Source organism: Streptomyces sp. NPDC003284 (assembly GCF_053589675.1).
In genome coordinates this window covers 185,353-201,540 of the sequence record NZ_JBSFSI010000015.1, presented here as the reverse complement: position 1 = coordinate 201,540, position 16,188 = coordinate 185,353, and the positions used below count along the sequence as shown (strand labels likewise).

At 73.1% G+C, this 16,188-nt stretch carries 17 protein-coding genes; 7 read left to right on the top strand and 10 right to left on the bottom strand.

Annotated features, from left to right (window positions below):
- Positions 1-20: 20 nt before the first annotated feature.
- Both ACWDYF_RS27865 and ACWDYF_RS27860 read right to left on the bottom strand, forming a co-directional pair.
- Positions 21-1,976, bottom strand: coding sequence for an acyl-CoA dehydrogenase family protein (locus tag ACWDYF_RS27865; RefSeq protein ID WP_389468293.1), 1,956 nt, complete (start codon positions 1,974-1,976; stop codon positions 21-23).
- Positions 1,977-1,986: 10 nt separating this feature from the next.
- The gene (locus tag ACWDYF_RS27860) at positions 1,987-2,517 is read right to left on the bottom strand and encodes an EF-hand domain-containing protein (protein WP_389468291.1); all 531 of its coding nucleotides are present in this window, start codon (positions 2,515-2,517) and stop codon (positions 1,987-1,989) included.
- A 389-nt stretch (positions 2,518-2,906) separates the two neighbouring features.
- On the opposite strand from ACWDYF_RS27860, the gene ACWDYF_RS27855 reads away from it, so the two are divergent.
- Both ACWDYF_RS27855 and ACWDYF_RS27850 read left to right on the top strand, forming a co-directional pair.
- Positions 2,907-3,848 (top strand): alpha/beta hydrolase, encoded by a 942-nt coding sequence (locus ACWDYF_RS27855; protein WP_389468288.1) that lies wholly within the window; start codon positions 2,907-2,909, stop codon positions 3,846-3,848.
- A 261-nt stretch (positions 3,849-4,109) separates the two neighbouring features.
- On the top strand, positions 4,110-4,640 hold the full coding sequence (locus ACWDYF_RS27850) for a VOC family protein (protein ID WP_389468286.1): 531 nt from the start codon (positions 4,110-4,112) through the stop codon (positions 4,638-4,640).
- Positions 4,641-4,655: 15 nt separating this feature from the next.
- Here the strand turns inward: ACWDYF_RS27850 and ACWDYF_RS27845 are convergent, their stop codons facing one another.
- Positions 4,656-5,006, bottom strand: a complete 351-nt coding sequence (locus ACWDYF_RS27845) for a hypothetical protein (RefSeq protein ID WP_389468284.1) — start codon at positions 5,004-5,006, stop codon at positions 4,656-4,658.
- Positions 5,007-5,242: 236 nt separating this feature from the next.
- On the opposite strand from ACWDYF_RS27845, the gene ACWDYF_RS27840 reads away from it, so the two are divergent.
- Positions 5,243-6,802 carry a dolichyl-phosphate-mannose--protein mannosyltransferase gene (locus ACWDYF_RS27840; protein ID WP_389468282.1) on the top strand — a complete coding sequence of 520 codons (1,560 nt, stop codon included), beginning with the start codon at positions 5,243-5,245 and terminating at the stop codon, positions 6,800-6,802.
- 55 nt (positions 6,803-6,857) lie between these two features.
- Here ACWDYF_RS27840 and ACWDYF_RS27835 read toward each other — a convergent pair whose 3' ends face one another.
- The 3 genes from ACWDYF_RS27835 to ACWDYF_RS27825 all read right to left on the bottom strand — a co-directional run bounded on the left by ACWDYF_RS27835 (position 6,858) and on the right by ACWDYF_RS27825 (position 8,985).
- Positions 6,858-7,286, bottom strand: coding sequence for a DUF2690 domain-containing protein (locus tag ACWDYF_RS27835; RefSeq protein WP_389468279.1), 429 nt, complete (start codon positions 7,284-7,286; stop codon positions 6,858-6,860).
- A 361-nt stretch (positions 7,287-7,647) separates the two neighbouring features.
- Positions 7,648-8,016, bottom strand: a complete 369-nt coding sequence (locus ACWDYF_RS27830) for a hypothetical protein (protein WP_389468277.1) — start codon at positions 8,014-8,016, stop codon at positions 7,648-7,650.
- 141 nt (positions 8,017-8,157) lie between these two features.
- Complete coding sequence (locus tag ACWDYF_RS27825; protein ID WP_389468275.1) at positions 8,158-8,985, bottom strand: SAM-dependent methyltransferase; 828 nt, start codon at positions 8,983-8,985, stop codon at positions 8,158-8,160.
- 143 nt (positions 8,986-9,128) lie between these two features.
- On the opposite strand from ACWDYF_RS27825, the gene ACWDYF_RS27820 reads away from it, so the two are divergent.
- The 3 genes from ACWDYF_RS27820 to ACWDYF_RS27810 all read left to right on the top strand — a co-directional run bounded on the left by ACWDYF_RS27820 (position 9,129) and on the right by ACWDYF_RS27810 (position 11,211).
- Positions 9,129-9,968 carry an alpha/beta fold hydrolase gene (locus ACWDYF_RS27820; RefSeq protein ID WP_381741599.1) on the top strand — a complete coding sequence of 280 codons (840 nt, stop codon included), beginning with the start codon at positions 9,129-9,131 and terminating at the stop codon, positions 9,966-9,968.
- Positions 9,969-9,990: 22 nt separating this feature from the next.
- Positions 9,991-10,524 carry a TetR/AcrR family transcriptional regulator gene (locus ACWDYF_RS27815; protein ID WP_389468372.1) on the top strand — a complete coding sequence of 178 codons (534 nt, stop codon included), beginning with the start codon at positions 9,991-9,993 and terminating at the stop codon, positions 10,522-10,524.
- A 225-nt stretch (positions 10,525-10,749) separates the two neighbouring features.
- Positions 10,750-11,211 carry a hypothetical protein gene (locus tag ACWDYF_RS27810; protein ID WP_389468272.1) on the top strand — a complete coding sequence of 154 codons (462 nt, stop codon included), beginning with the start codon at positions 10,750-10,752 and terminating at the stop codon, positions 11,209-11,211.
- Positions 11,212-11,332: 121 nt separating this feature from the next.
- Here ACWDYF_RS27810 and ACWDYF_RS27805 read toward each other — a convergent pair whose 3' ends face one another.
- A complete protein-coding gene (locus ACWDYF_RS27805; RefSeq protein WP_389468270.1) occupies positions 11,333-11,932 on the bottom strand; it encodes a TetR/AcrR family transcriptional regulator in 600 nt (199 codons plus the stop codon).
- A gap of 97 nt (positions 11,933-12,029) precedes the next feature.
- On the opposite strand from ACWDYF_RS27805, the gene ACWDYF_RS27800 reads away from it, so the two are divergent.
- Positions 12,030-13,289, top strand: a complete 1,260-nt coding sequence (locus tag ACWDYF_RS27800) for an NADH:flavin oxidoreductase/NADH oxidase family protein (protein WP_389468267.1) — start codon at positions 12,030-12,032, stop codon at positions 13,287-13,289.
- A gap of 108 nt (positions 13,290-13,397) precedes the next feature.
- On the opposite strand, the gene ACWDYF_RS27795 is transcribed toward ACWDYF_RS27800, so the two are convergent.
- From ACWDYF_RS27795 to ACWDYF_RS27785, 3 genes are all read right to left on the bottom strand, one after another.
- The gene (locus ACWDYF_RS27795) at positions 13,398-14,372 is read right to left on the bottom strand and encodes an alpha/beta hydrolase (protein WP_389468265.1); all 975 of its coding nucleotides are present in this window, start codon (positions 14,370-14,372) and stop codon (positions 13,398-13,400) included.
- 157 nt (positions 14,373-14,529) lie between these two features.
- Positions 14,530-15,879, bottom strand: coding sequence for a condensation domain-containing protein (locus ACWDYF_RS27790; RefSeq protein WP_389468263.1), 1,350 nt, complete (start codon positions 15,877-15,879; stop codon positions 14,530-14,532).
- The gene (locus ACWDYF_RS27785; protein WP_389468260.1) at positions 15,876-16,148 is read right to left on the bottom strand and encodes an acyl carrier protein; all 273 of its coding nucleotides are present in this window, start codon (positions 16,146-16,148) and stop codon (positions 15,876-15,878) included. Before ACWDYF_RS27785 ends, ACWDYF_RS27790 begins: the two co-directional genes overlap by 4 nt.
- Positions 16,149-16,188: the final 40 nt, after the last annotated feature.

The window sequence follows — 16,188 nt, the reverse complement described above, 5'->3', positions numbered from 1 at the left end:
ACGGGCCGGTGGGGCGGCGGTCAGCCGGGCGGTGTCCGCCGCCAGGGGCCGTCCGGGTCGTCGTAGGCGGCGGCGTAGCCGTCGGTGGCGATGGGGGCCTGGAGCATCGCGTCCGGCACGGCGAACGCCGCCACGAGGTCGAGTGCGTACGGGGCCAGCTCGGCGCCGAGCCGGTCGACGGCGGGGGCGAGACCGCGGACCGTCTCGGCGCCGAGGCGGCCGTCCGCCAGCAGGACGCCCGCGTGCGGGCTCAGGCACTCCAGGGCGAACAGCCGGAACACCTGCTGGAGCAGGGCGCGTACGGCCGGGTCGCGGACCCGGCCCGCAGCGGCCAGGAACGCCTGCGCGGCCCGCCGCGCGGCGTAGGCGTCCACGAGGCCGAGGCCCGGGTTCACCGCGTGGTTCCAGCGGTCCAGCGCGCCGGTGCTGGGTCTGCCGAGGCTGTCGCGGGCCTGCCGCAGGCGGTACAGCTCGTGGTGCACGAGCAGGTCGAGCAGTTCGGCCGGGCCGAGGGGGCTGAGCGGGGCGGGCGATTCGAGGGGGACGGGCGTTTCGCGGGGGCCGGGCGGGGCGGGCTCGGCCGGTGGGTCGTAGCCGTGGCCGGTCAGCATGTCGGCGGCGGCCTTGGTCCAGATGACCAGGTTGTCGCCCTCGGCCGTGATGGTGCTCTCGATCGGGGTGAGCAGGTCGACGACGCGGTTCGCGGACAGCAGGCCCTGCGCACCGCAGCGTTCACGGCATTCGAGCGCGATGTCCCTGGCCTGCCAGGTGATCCAGCCCTTCGCCGCCGCTACCAGGACGTCCGCCCCGCCGTCCGCCCCGCCGTCCGCCCCGCCGTCCGCTCCGCCGTCCGGCCCGCCGTCCGCTCCGCTCCCCTCCGGGGCTACGGCGGCGCGGGTGGTCTCGCGGAGCAGGAAGGTCGCCGCGTAGGCGCGGGCCACCGCGCCCAGCAGCCTCGTCTGATGGCAGCGGTAGGCGAAGAGCGGGACGCCGGATCTGCTCGCCGGGGCGAAGGTGTGCCGCCGGTGGGCGTGGCGCACGGAGATGGTGAGGGCGGCCCGCGCCCCGCCCAGCGCGGCGGCGCTCAGGCACAGCTTGCCCGTGGTGACGCGCTGGATGGAGCGCAGGAACCGGCGGCGCCGGCTGCCGGTCGTGCTGCGGAAGGTGCCGTCGGCGGTCAGCTCGCCGTGGCCGCCGCCGAGCAGCGCCGTGCGCGGCAGGACCACCCGGTCGAAGGAGGTGAGGGCGTGGTCGACCGACGAGCCGGGGGTCTGCGACAGGGGCCGCACCCGGATGCCCGGCAGCGGCCCGTCCTGTTCGCGCAGCGGTACGAGGAACAGGAACACCCCGCAGTCCTGGCCGCGGACGATCAGGCGGGCCGCGACCAGACCGCTCTTGGGGCCGCCGTACGGGCCGGTGTTGGGCATGAACTTCTGGGCGCCGGGCGACGGGGTGTGCAGGACGAAGGTGTCGGTCTCCGCGTCGTGGGTCGCCGTGGTCTCCAGCGCGGCGGCGTTGTTGCCGTAGCCGAGCTCGGTGATCAGCACGGTGCCGTACCGGCGCAGCCGGAGGAACGGGGACAGGTCGGTCGTGCGCCGGGTGTCCAGACGCAGCAGGCTGCCGAGGAACAGGTTGTAGTGGATCGTCGCCAGGGTGGTCAGACTGCCGTCGACCATGCCCAGCCATTCGTGCAGGGAGACCAGGTGGTCGGTCGCCGTGACCAGGTCCTCGACGGACGGGATGTCCTCGTTGAGGATCCGCAGCCGCCGGTAGGCCAGCGCGGTCCGCTCCTCGGGGGACAGCCCGTCGCGGTACCGGAACACCTCGCGGCCCAGGATGTCCGTCCAGGGCCGGTGCAGGTCCTCGAAACGGCCGTCGAAGAGCGCCTCGGTCAGCAGCGGGACCCGGGTCCCGTGCGGCCGGCCGGCGGTGGGGCCGACCGCCGCGCCTCGTCCCGCCACCGCGGTCGCGTCCACCGGGGCTGCCTCAGAGCGCCCCGAAGAGGAGATGACTGGTGGTGTTCGCCGGGTCGTCGTCGCGGTAGTACCCGCCGGCGGCGCTCATCAACTGGTCTCTCGTCAGCTGTCCGTCGGGTCCGGCCAGGCTGTCGAAGGCCGGTCCGGCGTCATGGGCGGGGACCCCGATGGCGGTGAGGACCGTGACGAAGTCCTCCTTGCCGACCCGGCCGTCGTCGTCGTGGTCGGCGAGCCGGAATCCGGCTTCGTAGAGCGGGCCGATCAGCGTGTCGAAATTGTCGCTCACATGGCGCACCGCCGCGCGGAACTCCTCCTTGTCGATCCGGCCGTCGCCGTCGGTGTCGGCGGATTCGCGCAGCGCCTGCCAGTAGTTCGCCATCTCGGCGGCGTACGCCTGTCCCTTCACCGACTGCTCACCGCCGACCGCGGCGATGCACCGGCCCGCCATCAGGGTGAAGTCGTCCTCGGCGATGACTCCGTCGCCGTTCGCGTCGAGTAAGGAGAACAGCCGTGCGTACTTCTGGTTCAGCAGTTCGCTCATGCGGGCCTCCGGCAGGGGAGTGGCGAATTGATCCGAATGCGAGAATACGGGCGGGCGATCGGGTGATTCCATCCCCGGAGTCATTCTCATTCGGGTGAATGAAGTCTTGTGGGATTGACGAAAAGGCGGTGGGGAACTGACGCAAAGGCGGTCGGGTGCGTTTCCCGTCCTCGTCCTTGTCCGGACGCAGGGCGCAGGGCGCGGACCGGCCCGGTGAGCCGGGCGGCCGGGGACACATGTTGAGGGGGAAGGTTTCTTCCCAGGCAGGAACCTGTCTCTTTTCCCTCCCTGGACGAGGAGTGATCGTAGAGATGTGCCCGCCGGGACGGCGGGCAACCGGCCCCTCCCGGGGCCCCTCCGATCCGACAGATCCTCGACAGGAGCCTTCCATGGCCAGGACCGACGTCACCTTCGACAGCGCCGGCATCACGATCGCCGCCCACCTCCACACCCCCGGCACCCCGGCGGCGGGCCCGCGTCCGGCCCTGGTGGTGGGGCATCCCGGCACCGGTGTGAAGGAGCAGACCTCCGGCACCTATGCGCGGCTGATGGCCGAGCGCGGCTTCGTCACCCTCGCCTTCGACGCCGCCCACCAGGGTGAGTCGGGCGGTCTGCCGCGCGGGCTGGAGGACCCCGCCCAGCGGGTGGAGGACTTCAAGGCGGCCGTCTCCTTCCTCACCACCCGTGCGGAGGTCGACGCCGACCGGATCGGCCTGCTCGGCATCTGCGCCTCCGGCGGCTACTCGTTGGCCGCCGCCGGTGGCGACCACCGGGTGGAGGCCGTGGCCACCGTCTCCACCGCCGAGCCCGCGCGCCAGTTCCGCCACGGTGCGGAGGGCGCCCAGGACCCTGCGGTCTTCCAGACCCTGCTCGACGCCGCCGCCCAGGCCCGGACCCGGGCCGCCCGAGGCGAGGACCCGGGTGTGATGACCATGTTCCCGGAGACCGCCGAACAGGCCGCCGCGCTCGGCGGTGAGCACGGTGTCGAGGGCTTCGAGTACTACTGCACCCCCCGGGGCGAGCACGAGCGGTCGGCGAAGTTCCTCGCCTGGGAGAGCATCGACAGGATGGCCTCCAGTGACGTCTTCCACGCCGTCCCCCTGATCGGCCCCCGGCCCATGCTCCAGGTCATCGGCGCGCGCGCCGTCACCGCCTGGATGGCCGTCGAGGCCCACCGGCGCGCCACCGGTCCCGCGGAGCTGCACCGCATCGAGGGCGCCAGCCATGTCGACCTCTACGACAGGAAGGAGTACATCGACCCCGCCGTCGACAAGCTGACCTCCTTCTTCACCGAGCACCTGGGCGCCACGCCCACGCCCCGCAGCGCGTGACGTGGTGGACTCACATGTGTCGGCATGTGTCCGCGGTGTCTCGCGCGCGCTCTCTCCTTCTCTCTCTCCCCCCCCGCTTTCTCTCTCTCCCCCCCCCGCGAAGACGCGAAGGTGCTGCGGCGAGTGGTACGCGAACAATGGCCGAATTTAGTTTAACGTTAAACCGGTGTAGAGGGCATGCTGATTGAAGCGTCGGAGACCGACTCCGGTACCCGGCTCAACGTCCCAGCCGATCAAAAACCGATCAACGGAGATGCCCCCATGAGCCAGACCCTGCCGCTCCGCCTTCACCACCACGCATGGATCACCGACGACCAGGAGGCCAACCGCCGCTTCTACGAGGACGTGATCGGCCTTCCCCTGGTGGCCGTGTGGACCGAACGCGAGGTGCTGTCCGGGGCCGAACGCGCCTACAGCCACGCCCTCTACGGCCTGGCCGACGGCAGCGCGCTCGCCTTCTTCCAGTTCGCCGACCCCAAGGACCAGGCGGAGTTCAGGACGGACATCAATTCCACCCCGTTGCGCCACCTCGCCTTCAAGGTCGAGGCGGAGACCCAGGAAGCCATCCTCAAGCGCGTCGAAGCGGCCGGCCGCCCCGAGTCGAACGCCCATGTGCTCGACCACGGCTTCTGCGTCTCGCTGTACCTCACGGACCCCAACGGACTCATCCTGGAGTTCGCCGTCGACCACCCCGACGCGGAGAAGATCGACGCCGAACGACGCGCCACGGCGCACGACGACCTCGCCCGCTGGCTCGGCGGCGACCACACCAGCAACAACGTCTGGCGCTGATCCTTCGGACGTGCGTCAGTCGCCCTGCGACCACGCGGCCACCGGCAGGGACAGATAGACGCCGACGTCGCCGAGCCCGGTCGCGGTGGTGATGTCGCGCTGGAGTCCGTCGACGCGTTCCTGGCGGTCGGCGGCCCTGCTCTCGAACCACTTGGACCGCACCTCGATCACCACATCCAGGCCGCAGCGGTCCAGCGGCCCCAGGCTCCGGAAGCGGATCTCGACGTCGCCCGGCTGTAGATCGCCGTCGTACGGCTCCTCGGGGCACTCCACGGCCCGGGAGACCAGGTGCGGCAGCACCGCACCCAGTTCACGGAGCGTGGATTCGGGGACGTCCGGGGCGTAGGTGACTTCCACAAGAGGCATCGGACCACTCTAGGACGGGCGCGGCGCACCCCCATGGGCCGGGCCGGGCCGCCCGGGGGCCGTGAACCTTTTCGGCCCGTGATTCGTGCGGCGGGACGGTCTGGACACGGGGCTGCGGCCAGTGGTTCGCTGCCGTGACAGATGTGTGCACCGGGATCCTGGCGGTTCGTGATGGTCGTGGCAACGCACTTCGAGGCCGGCCGGTGATAAGTGGTCCGGTCACAGCCGGGGGTGAGGTGGCGTCGGCACACCGCCCTGCGCCGCGTACCGAACGCCTCGCGCGGGCGAGAAGCTGGCTGGGGCCGGTGCTGGTCGCCGTTCTGGCCGGGGCGCTCCGCTTCCGGCACCTCGGCCGGCCGCGCGACCTGATCTTCGACGAGACGTACTACGCCAAGGACGCCTGGTCCATGCTGCGGCTCGGCTACGAGGGGGTGTGGCCCGACCGCAGGACGGCCGACCCGCAGCTTCTCGCCCACCCGCGGACCGTCTCGCTCTCCGACACCGGGGCCTTCGTCGCGCACCCGCCGGCCGGGAAGTGGGTGATCGCCCTCGGTGAGTGGACGTTCGGTCTGGACCCGTTCGGCTGGCGCTTCATGACGGCGGCCCTGGGCACCCTGTCGGTGCTCATGCTGTGCCGGATCGGGCGCCGCCTGTTCCGGTCCACCCCGCTGGGCTGCCTGGCCGGCGCGCTGATGGCGGTGGACGGACTGCACCTGGTGATGAGCCGTACCGCGCTGCTCGACCTCGTCGTCATGTTCTTCGTGCTGGCGGCGTTCGGCTGCCTGCTGATCGACCGCGACCACGCGCGGGCCCGGCTCGCGGCGGCCCTGCCGACCGGGCCGGACGGCCGCGCGCGCCCGGACGCGGGCATCGCCGGCCGCGCCGGGACCGGACCGCGCCCCTGGCGAATCGCGGCCGGGGTCTGCCTGGGCCTGGCCGCCGCCACCAAGTGGAACGGCCTGTACGTCCTCGTCCTCTTCGCCGTCCTCACACTGCTGTGGGACGTCGGCGCCCGCCGCACCGCGGGCGCCGCCGCCCCGTACCGGACGGTGCTGCGCAAGGACCTCGGTCCCTCGGTGCTGTCACTGCTCCCGGTCGCCGCGGTGACGTATCTGGCCACCTGGACCGGCTGGTTCCGCTCCACCGACGGCTACGGCCGCCACTGGGCCGACGGCCGCGGCGGCACCTGGTCCTGGATCCCGGCCCCGCTGCGCAGCCTGTGGCACTACGAGTCCGCGGTCTACGCGTTCAACGTGGGCCTGCACACCCCGCACAGCTACCAGTCCAACCCCTGGAGCTGGCTCGTCCTGGGCCGTCCCGTGCTGTTCCACTACCGCTCGCCCAAGTCCGGTCAGGACGGCTGCCGCACGGCGGCCGACTGCTCGCAGACCGTCCTCGCCCTCGGCACCCCGCTCCTGTGGTGGACGGCGTGCTGCGCCCTCGTCTACCTGCTGTACCGCTGGGCGCTGCGCCGCGACGGGCGTGCCGGTGCGATCCTGTGCGCGGTGGCGGCCGGCTATCTGCCCTGGTTCCTCTACCAGGACCGTACGATCTTCTCCTTCTACGCGGTCGTCCTCGTGCCCTACCTGTGCCTGGCCGTGGCGATGGCACTGGGCGCCCTGGCGACGGGCCCACCGGACGCGACCCCCGCCCGCCGCCTGCGGGGCACGGTGGCCGCGGGCGTGCCCGTCCTCCTCATCGTCTGGAACTTCATCTGGTTCTTCCCGCTCTACACCGGGCAGACGATCCCGTACACCGCCTGGCAGAGCCGGATGTGGCTCGCCACCTGGATCTGAGGGCCGCGCGAGGGAGACGGCGCGGGGGGCGACGGGGTGACCGGAGGTCAGGAACTCAGTACCAGCCGGTGCACTTGATGTGCCCGGTGGAGTCGTTCCACGCGCAGGCGCGCATCACATAGCCGCCGTCGTAGCGGGAAGCGGTGTGGGTGTCCGAGCCGCTCTTCACCGTGGTCATGCTCAGCGGGCCGTCCCAGGACTTGCCCTTGTCGGAGGAGCGGTCCACCCAGACCTTGTCACCGGGGTCGGCGCTGTAGATGCGGCCCCAGGCGCACCGGGTGGACGTGCTGTACCGGAGTTCGATGTTGATCGAGTCGACCTTCGCCGTCTTCACCGTCTTGGGACCGGCGAACGTGCACGTCCCCGCGGCACTCGTGTCGGCGGCGGTGGCACTCGTCGCGGCGACGGTACCGCCCAGCCCGGCGAACAGGGCTGCCGTCGCGACCAGGACTGCGGCGCGGGTGCCGATGCGTGGTACGACCATGATTCCTCCCGTTGTGGACGTGGGCCGGGCAGCATCCCCGGCCGATCCGGAACGCAGCCGTCATCGCTCCTCCGGGTGGCTTGAGCGCCGCTCCCGTCGTCGCACCGGCTTGCGGCAACGACGCTACGAGAGCGGCCGTCCGGCGCGAATCCCACAGCGGTTGCAATCAGCGCTCAACCTCCAGGGGTACGCCGACTACCGCAGCGGTTTACTCGCGCAAAGCCCCCGGCCCCTCCTGCCATCCGCCTGCCACATGCCCGGACGGAGCCTCGCAGCGGTGCGCCGCAGCACGCTGCGTGGCTGCCCCTGTGAGAGAACAAGATCCTTCAGCGCTGCCGGGCCCGCTGTGTGCCGGTGGTGGTCACGGCCGTTTCAGGACGATGGAGTTGATCGGGCCCAGGTCGACCCAGCGGAACGCGACCGCGGGCACGCTGTAGCTACAGTCACCGGTGCCGTTGTAACCGGTGCACAGGTTGATGGTCGCGCCGCCCGTCTGGTTGTTGTACACCCAGTGACTGCCGTACTGGTTGCTGAGGTTGTGGGCGCCGTAGGTCCAGTAGGTGTTGCTGGGCGAGGAAGAGAGCGGATCCGCGTTCTCGCGGTAGATGCACGCCGCTCCGCTCGGGCATCCGAAATCGGCGGGCCGGGCCTCCGCGGCACCGGTGCTCAGCACGGTCGCGGCTGCCAGGCCGGCCGTGACCGCGGCGGCGGTCCGGATCATCCTGCGCATAAGGATTCCTCCCCTAGCTCACATGCCCGCGGCCTCCGGCTGTGGCCGGACGTCCGCGGCTCTGATGGCCAACTGCTCAGCAGCGTAAGGGAAGTGACGCCTGGAGCCATCCCATTCGCCAGGGTGGACGGGACGACGGGACTAGACCTTGCGTGCCAGCCCCGCCGCGATCAGGTGTTCCCAGACGGTGAGTTCGCGGGGGGCGCCGTCGCCCCAGGGGCTGGCGATCTGTTCGGGGTGCCACAGGGGGGCGGGGACGATTCCGGGGTCGAGTATCTCCAGGCCGTCCAGGAGTCCGGCGATCTCCTCGTCGGTGCGCCAGCGGCCGCGCCCGAAGGTCTGCTGGAGGACGCGCTCGGCCTCCTCCGTCTCGGCGTTGTGGCCGGAGCGGAAGTGGCTCATGAAGAAGTAGCTGCCGGAGGGCACCTGGTCGCGCCAGTAGCGGACGATGGCCGCCGGGTCCTCCTCGTCGTTGACATGGTGGAGGATGGCGCTGAACATCACGGCCACGGGGCGTTCGAAGTCGATCAGTTCGCGGGTGTCCGGGTGGGTGCGGATGCCCTCGGGGTCGCGTACGTCGGCCGCGATGACCCGGGTCCGCCGGTTCTGCTCCAGCAGCGCCCGGCCGTGCACCAGTACCTGCGGGTCTATGTCGACGTAGACGATCCGGGACTCGGGGGCGTGCCGCTGGGCGACCTGGTGGACGTTGTCGGCGGTGGGGAGACCGCTGCCCAGGTCGATGAACTGCCTTATGCCGGTGGTGGTGGCGATCTCCGCCACGGCCCGGGTCAGCGCGGAGCGGTTGGCGAAGGCGATGGCCACCGAACCGGGGAGGTCGCGTTTGAAGACGTCGCCGATCTCCCGGTCCACGGCGTAGTTGTCCTTGCCGCCGAGCAGGTAGTCGTAGACGCGCGCGATGCTCGGCCTGGTGTGGTCGATGGAGATGCCCTCTTCCGTCATGGCGGCCATCTTCCCCTGTGAAGACCCCTGTTGACCATCGTTTCTGCATCTCCGACGACGATCGGCGAACCCGGCCGTTGACATGGTTGGCTAATGAGATTAGCTTATGGCTAATGACATTAGCCGGACTTCGGCCGGACCTGGGAGACGCCATGACCGAGTACCTCGCCGTCGGCGACGGCACGATCGCCTACGAGGTGACCGGGACGTCCGGCCCGCTGATCGTGCTCGCGCACGGCATGGGCGACAGCCGCGCCGCGTACCGCGCGATGGTCCCGCCACTGGCGGCGGCCGGATACCGGGTCGCCGCCGTCGACCTGCGCGGCTGCGGCGAGTCCGGCACCGACTGGCCGGACTGGAGCCGCACCGCCATCGCCGGTGACCTGCTCGCCCTGATCCGCCACCTGGGCGGCCCGGCCGTGCTCGTCGGCCACTCCGTCTCCGGCGGCGCCGCCACCATCGCGGCGGCACAGGAGCCCTCGCTGATCACGGCGGTCGTCGAACTGGCGCCGTTCACCCGCAAGCAGACGATCCGGCCGGGCGACCTGCGTGTGCGGCGCTTCCGGCAGGGCATGCTGCGGCTGCTCGGCACCGGAGTGTTCGGCAGCCGTCGGCTGTGGCGCTCCTACCTCGGCCTCGCCTACCCGGGAGTGCGCCCGGCCGACTGGGACGAACGCCTCGGCCGCATCGACGCGCTGCTGCGCGAGCCGGGCCGGATGAAGGCCATGCGGCGCATGGGCCGCAGCGCGCCGACCGACGCCGGTGCCCGGCTCGGCGACGTCCGCTGCCCGGTCCTCGTCGTGATGGGCACGCTCGACCCCGACTGGGCCGACCCGCACGCCGAGGGCTCGGCCGTCGTCGGCGCGCTGCCCTCCGGCCTCGGCCGCCTGGAGATGATCGAGGGCGCCGGGCACTACCCGCACGACCAGTACCCCGACCGGGTGACCGCGCTCGTGCTGGCCTTCCTCCGGACGGAGGCCGCCCGTGCCTAGGGCCGGACTCGACCCGGCGGCCGTGGTCGCGGCCGGTGCCGCGCTCGCCGACGAAGTGGGCCTCTCCCGCCTCACGATGGGCCTGCTGGCCGAACGGCTGGGCGTGCGCACCCCCTCCCTCTACAAGCATGTGAGCGGACAGGAGGATCTCAGCCGGCGGATCGCGGTCCTGGCGCTGCGCGAGGCGGCCGACGCCGTCGGCGGCGCGGTCCAGGGCTACGCCGGCCGGGACGCGCTGGCCGCCGCGGCGCGCGCCTTCCGCGCCTTCGTCCTGGCGCACCCCGGCCGGTACGCCGCGACGATCGGGGCCGAACCCACCGGCCCCGACGACCCGTTGGCGGCCGAGGGGCAGCGGCTGCTCGGCGCCTTCATGGCGGTGCTGCGCGGCTACGAGATCGCGGCGGCCGACGTGGACCACGCCCTGCGCACGCTCCGCAGCCTCTGCCACGGCTTCGCCACGCTCCAGTCGGCGGACGGCTTCCGGTGGAGCGCCGACGTCGACGAGAGCTTCGAGTGGCTGATCGCGTTCGCCGACCGGGGGCTGCGCGCGAACTGAACAGCCGCCCTCCCGCGTCCCCTTGTGTCCGGGACGCGCCGAACGTCCGGGAACGGTAACAGCGTCCCCGGGACGCAACCCCCGCCGCGCCCGGCCCCTCTGGAGGGGTGGCAGGACGCGAGAGCCCCTTCACGGGGCATCTTCTGACCGACCGTCACGCCACCGGAGACCGACGACACAGTCTGTGGATTGCCGCATGGGGGAGATCCACGGGAGGGAAAGTCCATGACCAGGACGATGAAGAGCGGTACGGGAACCACGGGAAGCACAGGGACCGCGGGGACGCTGAGCCGACGGCGCGTGGCCGTGACCGGCGCGCTGGGGCTCGCCTCGATCGCGCTGGCCGCCGTGCCCGCGCACGCCAAGGGCGACGTGGACCTCACGGCGCCGCGCACCGCCGCGGTCGGCAAGACCATCACGGTCAGCGCGAGCGGCAGCGACGACGCGGCCGTCTATCAGCGGATATGCCTGGAGGACCGCATGGGCAAGGCGGCCTGGCACCAGGTGGCCTGCGGCGCCACGGTCTCCCGTGACGCGGGCGGCGACGCCCGCGCCAGCGCCCGCGTGAAGGCCGCGCACCGCGGCGGACTCCAGTTCCGCGCGGTGATGTACGGGCTGACCAGCGCGCACGACAAGCACCCCGTCCGGTGGCGCACGTCGGACGTGGTGACCGTGCGGGTGCGTTGATCCGGGCGCGCTGATCGCCCCGCCGTTCTCCCGGGCGGGGGAGCGGCGCAGCGCGGAGAGCACACCAGGAGCGGCCGGGACCTTCCCGGCCGCTCCCTGTTTTTCCCCGCCGCTCCGCGCCCTACCCGGCCGGTCGCGGCGCCGCCGCGGCGGCGGTGAACAGGGCGTGGACGGCGGCGCGCACCTGGGCGGTGACCACCTCGGGCGAGGAGGTGTCGAGCTTGCCGTCCAGGTGCAGGAACGCCAGGCCGTGGACGAGGGCCCACACCGTGGTCGACAGGGCGTCCGGATCGGTGCCGGGGAAGGCGTTGCGGACGATGTCCCTGACGTACTCCGAGATGGCGGCCGTCGCGCGGACCCGTTCCTCGCTGGTGGGATCGCAGGGCTCGGCGAACATCACCCGGAACAGCGCCGGGTGGCCGAGCGCGAACCGGACGTAGGCGTCGGCGACCGCGGCCAGTTCGTCGGGGGTGGTGGGCGAGGGGTGCGCCGCCGCCAGGTGTCCGGCGAGTTCGCGGTAACCCTCGGCGGCGACGGCGGAGACGAGCGCGTCCCGGTCCGCGTAGTGGCGGTAGGGCGCCGTCGCCGACACCCCGGCCCGCCGCGCGACCGCCCGCAGCGACAGGCCGGAGCTGCCGTCCTCCTCCAGCAGCTCCCGCGCGGCCCGCAGACAGGCGGCGCGCAGATCGCCGTGGTGGTACGTGCCGCTCGCTTGGGACACAGGTCACACTCCCTCATGTTTGCAGTGCTCACATCGCTGCCCTAATGTGAGCGGTGCATACATCGTAGTCGATCGTGAGGGAAAGCGAGGAACCCGGATGACCAGCGAGCTGTTCTCGCCGTTGCCCCTGCGCTCCGGGCAGGTGCTGGGCAACCGCGTCGCCAAGGCGGCCATGGAGGAGAACATGGCCGGAGTCGGCCAACTGCCCGGCCAGGAGCTGTTCGGACTGTACCGGCGCTGGGCCGCCGGTGGCGCCGGGCTGCTGATCACGGGCAACGTCATGGTGCACGCCGAGGCCCTGACCGGCCCGGCCGGTGTCGTGCTCGACGAGGCGGCCCCGCTGGAGCCGTTCGCCGAGTGGGCGCAGGCGGGCAGGTCCGGCGGCGGCGCGGTCTGGATGCAGATCAACCACCCCGGCCGCCAGACCGAGGCCGACATGCCCGGCGTGGTGTGGGGTCCCTCCGCGGTCGGCGTCGACCTGGGCCGGCACAGCGGCCGCTTCGGCCGTCCGTCCGCCATGACCGCCGAGCAGATCGAGGCGACCGTGCGCCGGTACGCGGTCACCGCCCGCCGCGCCGAGCAGGCGGGCTTCGACGGCGTCGAGGTGCACGCCGCGCACGGCTATCTGCTCTCCCAGTTCCTCTCCCCGCTGGTCAACCGGCGCACCGACCGGTGGGGCGGCTCCCTGGAGAACCGGGCCCGGATGCTGCTGGACGTCGTCCGCGCCGTACGGGCCGCCGTCTCGCCGTCCTTCGCCGTCGCGGTGAAGCTCAACTCCGCCGACTTCCAGCGCGGCGGCTTCGACGCGGACGACGCCCGCCAGGTGATCGCGATGCTCGCGCCGCTCGGCGTCGACCTGGTCGAACTGTCCGGCGGCAGCTACGAGAGCCCGGCCATGTCCGGACGCCCCGCCGACGCGCGCACCCAGGCCCGCGAGGCGTACTTCCTCGACCTGGCGAAGGACCTGGTCACGACCAGTCCGCTGCCGCTGATGCTGACCGGCGGCATCACCCGCCGCCGGACCGCCGAGCGCGTCCTCGCCGGGGGCGTGGCCCTCGTCGGGATGGGCACCGCCCTCGCCGTCACCCCCGACCTCCCCGCCCGCTGGCGGACCGGCCGCGAGGCGGACCGGCACCTGCGGCCGGTGACCTGGTCCGACAAGGCCCTCGCCTCGGCGGCCGGGATGGCCCAGGTCCGCCACCAGATGCGCCGCATCGCCCGCGGTGCCGGACCGCGCCCCGGCACCCACCCGGCCCGCGCCCTCGTCTGCGAGCAGCTGCGCAGGCGGCGGGCCCTGCGCCGCTACCGCACCTGGCTCGCCACCGGGCGCGCCACGGCGCGGCCCGCCGCGTGCTGACCCCGCGCGCTGACCCCGCGCGCGGACATGCGGGGACGTGCGGGGACGCGCAGCGACATGCGCGGACATTGGGTGGGCGGGCCGGTCCCGTACGTCGGGCCGCCGGGTTCAGCCGTCGTGCAGGGCCGTCCTGAGCGCGTCCACGGCGAGCTTGCGGGCCACGTTCGCGGCGCGGGTGTCGCGCAGGCTGTCCAGCAGGAGGAAGTCGTGGACCATGCCCGCCACCCGGACCGAGGTGACGTCCACGCCCGCCTCGCGCAGCCGGTCGGCGTACCGCTCGCCCTCGTCGCGCAGCACGTCCGCCTCGTCGGTGACGACCAGCGTGGTGGGCAGCCCGCGCAACTGGTCGAGCGAGGCCCGCAGCGGGGAGGCGTACGCCTCGGCGCGCTGCGCGGGATCGGTGGTGTACGCGTCCCAGAACCACTTCATGGCGTCCCGCGTCAGGTAGTAGCCCTCGGCGAACTGCACATAGGACGGGGTGTCGAAGGAGGCGTCCGCCACCGGGTACAGCAGGACCTGCGCCTGGAGACGGAGGCCGCCGCGTTCCTTGTTCATCAGCGCGAACACCGTCGACATGCAGCCGCCGACCGACTCGCCGGTGACCGCCACGCGCGAGGCGTCCAGGCCGTGTTCCGCGCCGTGGTCGCGGACCCAGAGGCCCACCGCGTAGTTCTGCTCCACCTGGGTCGGGTACCGCGCCTCCGGTGCCCGGTCGTAGACGGGGAAGACACCCGCCGCGTCCGCGCCGACGGCCAGCTCGCGGAAGAGGCGGTCGTGTGTCCGGTCGTCGCCGAACACCCACCCGGCGCCGTGGATGTAGAACACCACCGGCAGCGGGCCGCGTGCACCCCTGGGCCGGACGATCCGGGTGCGGACCGTGCCCCACTGACCGGCGTCCACGTCGACCCACTCCTCGTCGACGTCGGGGCGGGGCACGTCCGGGTCGCTCTGGAGGCCGAGCAGGATGTCCCGGCCCTGCTCGGGCGGCACCTCGTAGATCCGGGGGTGCGGGGCGGTCGCCTCGGCCAGCTCCTTCGCGGCGGGTTCGAGATACGGGGTGGTCGGCGGCGGAAGCTCGGTCATCTTCGCTCCAGGTCGCGAGCACACGTGTGCCCTGCCGTGCGGCGGCACCGGCCGCTGCGGGTGGCGGTCGCCTCCCGGCGGGAGGCTCCGGCGAAAGTCCCCCGGTCCATCGTTGGCGCCCCGGCCGCGGTCCGCAACCGCCGCGGACACCCGCAGGTCAGCCGGGCGCGGGTGTGCGGGCGGCGGCCGGGCGGTCCAGCGCCGTGCGCAGCACCGAGCGGAAGGCCGCCCACAGGGCGTCGGCCTCGGGGACCGGGACGGCCGCCGTGGCGTGCTCCAGCTCCAGGGCGAGGCCGCCGCCGGGGGTGTCGGTGACGCCGAGCCACAGGTCGTACTCGGCGGTGCCGCTGCCGTGGACGCGCACGGAGCGCACCGGCGGGGCACACACCGGCGTGTCCTGCACGGCCAGGACGCAGTTGAACAGCGGGGTGCGGTGGGCCGCGCGCTCGGGCCGCAGCAGGGACAGGAGGTGCGGCAGCGGCACCTTGGCCCGGTCGCGGACGAAGGTCACGGCGGGCGCCACCTGCTCGGTCGCGAACCGGGCGAAGGACGGCGCCGCGCCCGGACGCAGGGCCAGCGGCAGCGTGTTGACGAAGAAGCCGCACAGCCCGAGCGCCCCGAAGGTGTGCCGGGCCAGGAACGGGCTGCCCAGCACCACGGCCGGGTCGCCGGTGTGCGCGTGCAGCGCGGTGGCGTACACGGCGGTGAAGAACTCGTAGCCGGTCAGCCCGAGCGCGCGGTGGGCCGAGCGGATCGCGGCGCGGGCCGCCGGGTCCGGCTCCCAGCGAAGGCGCCGGGCCGCGCGGTCGCCGCCGTCCGCCGCCGGTGCCGTCGCGCCGCCGAGGGAGGCGGGCGCCGTACCGGCCACGGACCCGGCCAGCTCCGCGGCCCGGCGGCCCGTCGCCGCCGAACCCTCGGCGGCGGCCTGGGCGGCGTGCTCGCCGAGGAGACGGGCCTCGCGCGCGGCGCGCAGCCCGTCGCCGGGCGCGGCGGGCCCGGGGGCGGTGAGGAATCCGGCGAGGTCGTCGGCGAACGGCTGGAGCGAGAATCCGTCGAACACCAGGTGGTGGACCGCCATGACCAGCACCGACCGGCCGTCCGGGCGGGCGTGGGCGAAGCGCAGCAGCGGGCCGCGCGCCAGATCGAAGGGGTGCGCGCCGAGCCGGGCGACGGCCGCGCTGACCTCGGCGGCGCCGCAGCGACCGATGTCCTCGAAGGGCAGGTCAGCGGCGGCGAGCGGCTCCTCGATCAGAGCTGTGCCGGTGAGCGGATCCCCGACGCGCATCCGCAGCGCGGGCTGCACGGCGAGCACGGCGGCCAGGGCCTCGGCGATACGGGGCGTGCCGATCGCGGGGTCGAGACCGACGGTGACGACGATGTTGTGGAGCTGCCGGGGACCGAGCCGGTGGGTGACCCACAGCCCCTTCTGGGAGGCGGTCAACGGCAGCGCGGGGACGGCCGGTTCCGCCCAGGGCTCCGCCCACGCGTCCTCGGACCAGATGCTCATGCCGCGCCGCCCGGGACGGGCACGGACCCGGTGTCCAGCAGGTCGGCGAGCCATCGCCGCAGGTCCCGCAGGGTGCTGCCGCGGCTGATCCGGGCGAAGTCGATCTCCACCTCGGGGCCGAGGGGCAGCGCGGCGACGATACGGACCACCTGGCGGGACTCGATGCCGAGGTCGACCAGGGTGCGGTCGTCGTCGGTGGTGCCGAGCGGGCGGCCCAACTGCTGTGCGAGGAGGTCGTCGAGGACGCGGACGGGCGGGGCGGGGGCCATCGGTGTCGTTCCTTTCTGCGGGGCGCGGCGCGGCGCGCGC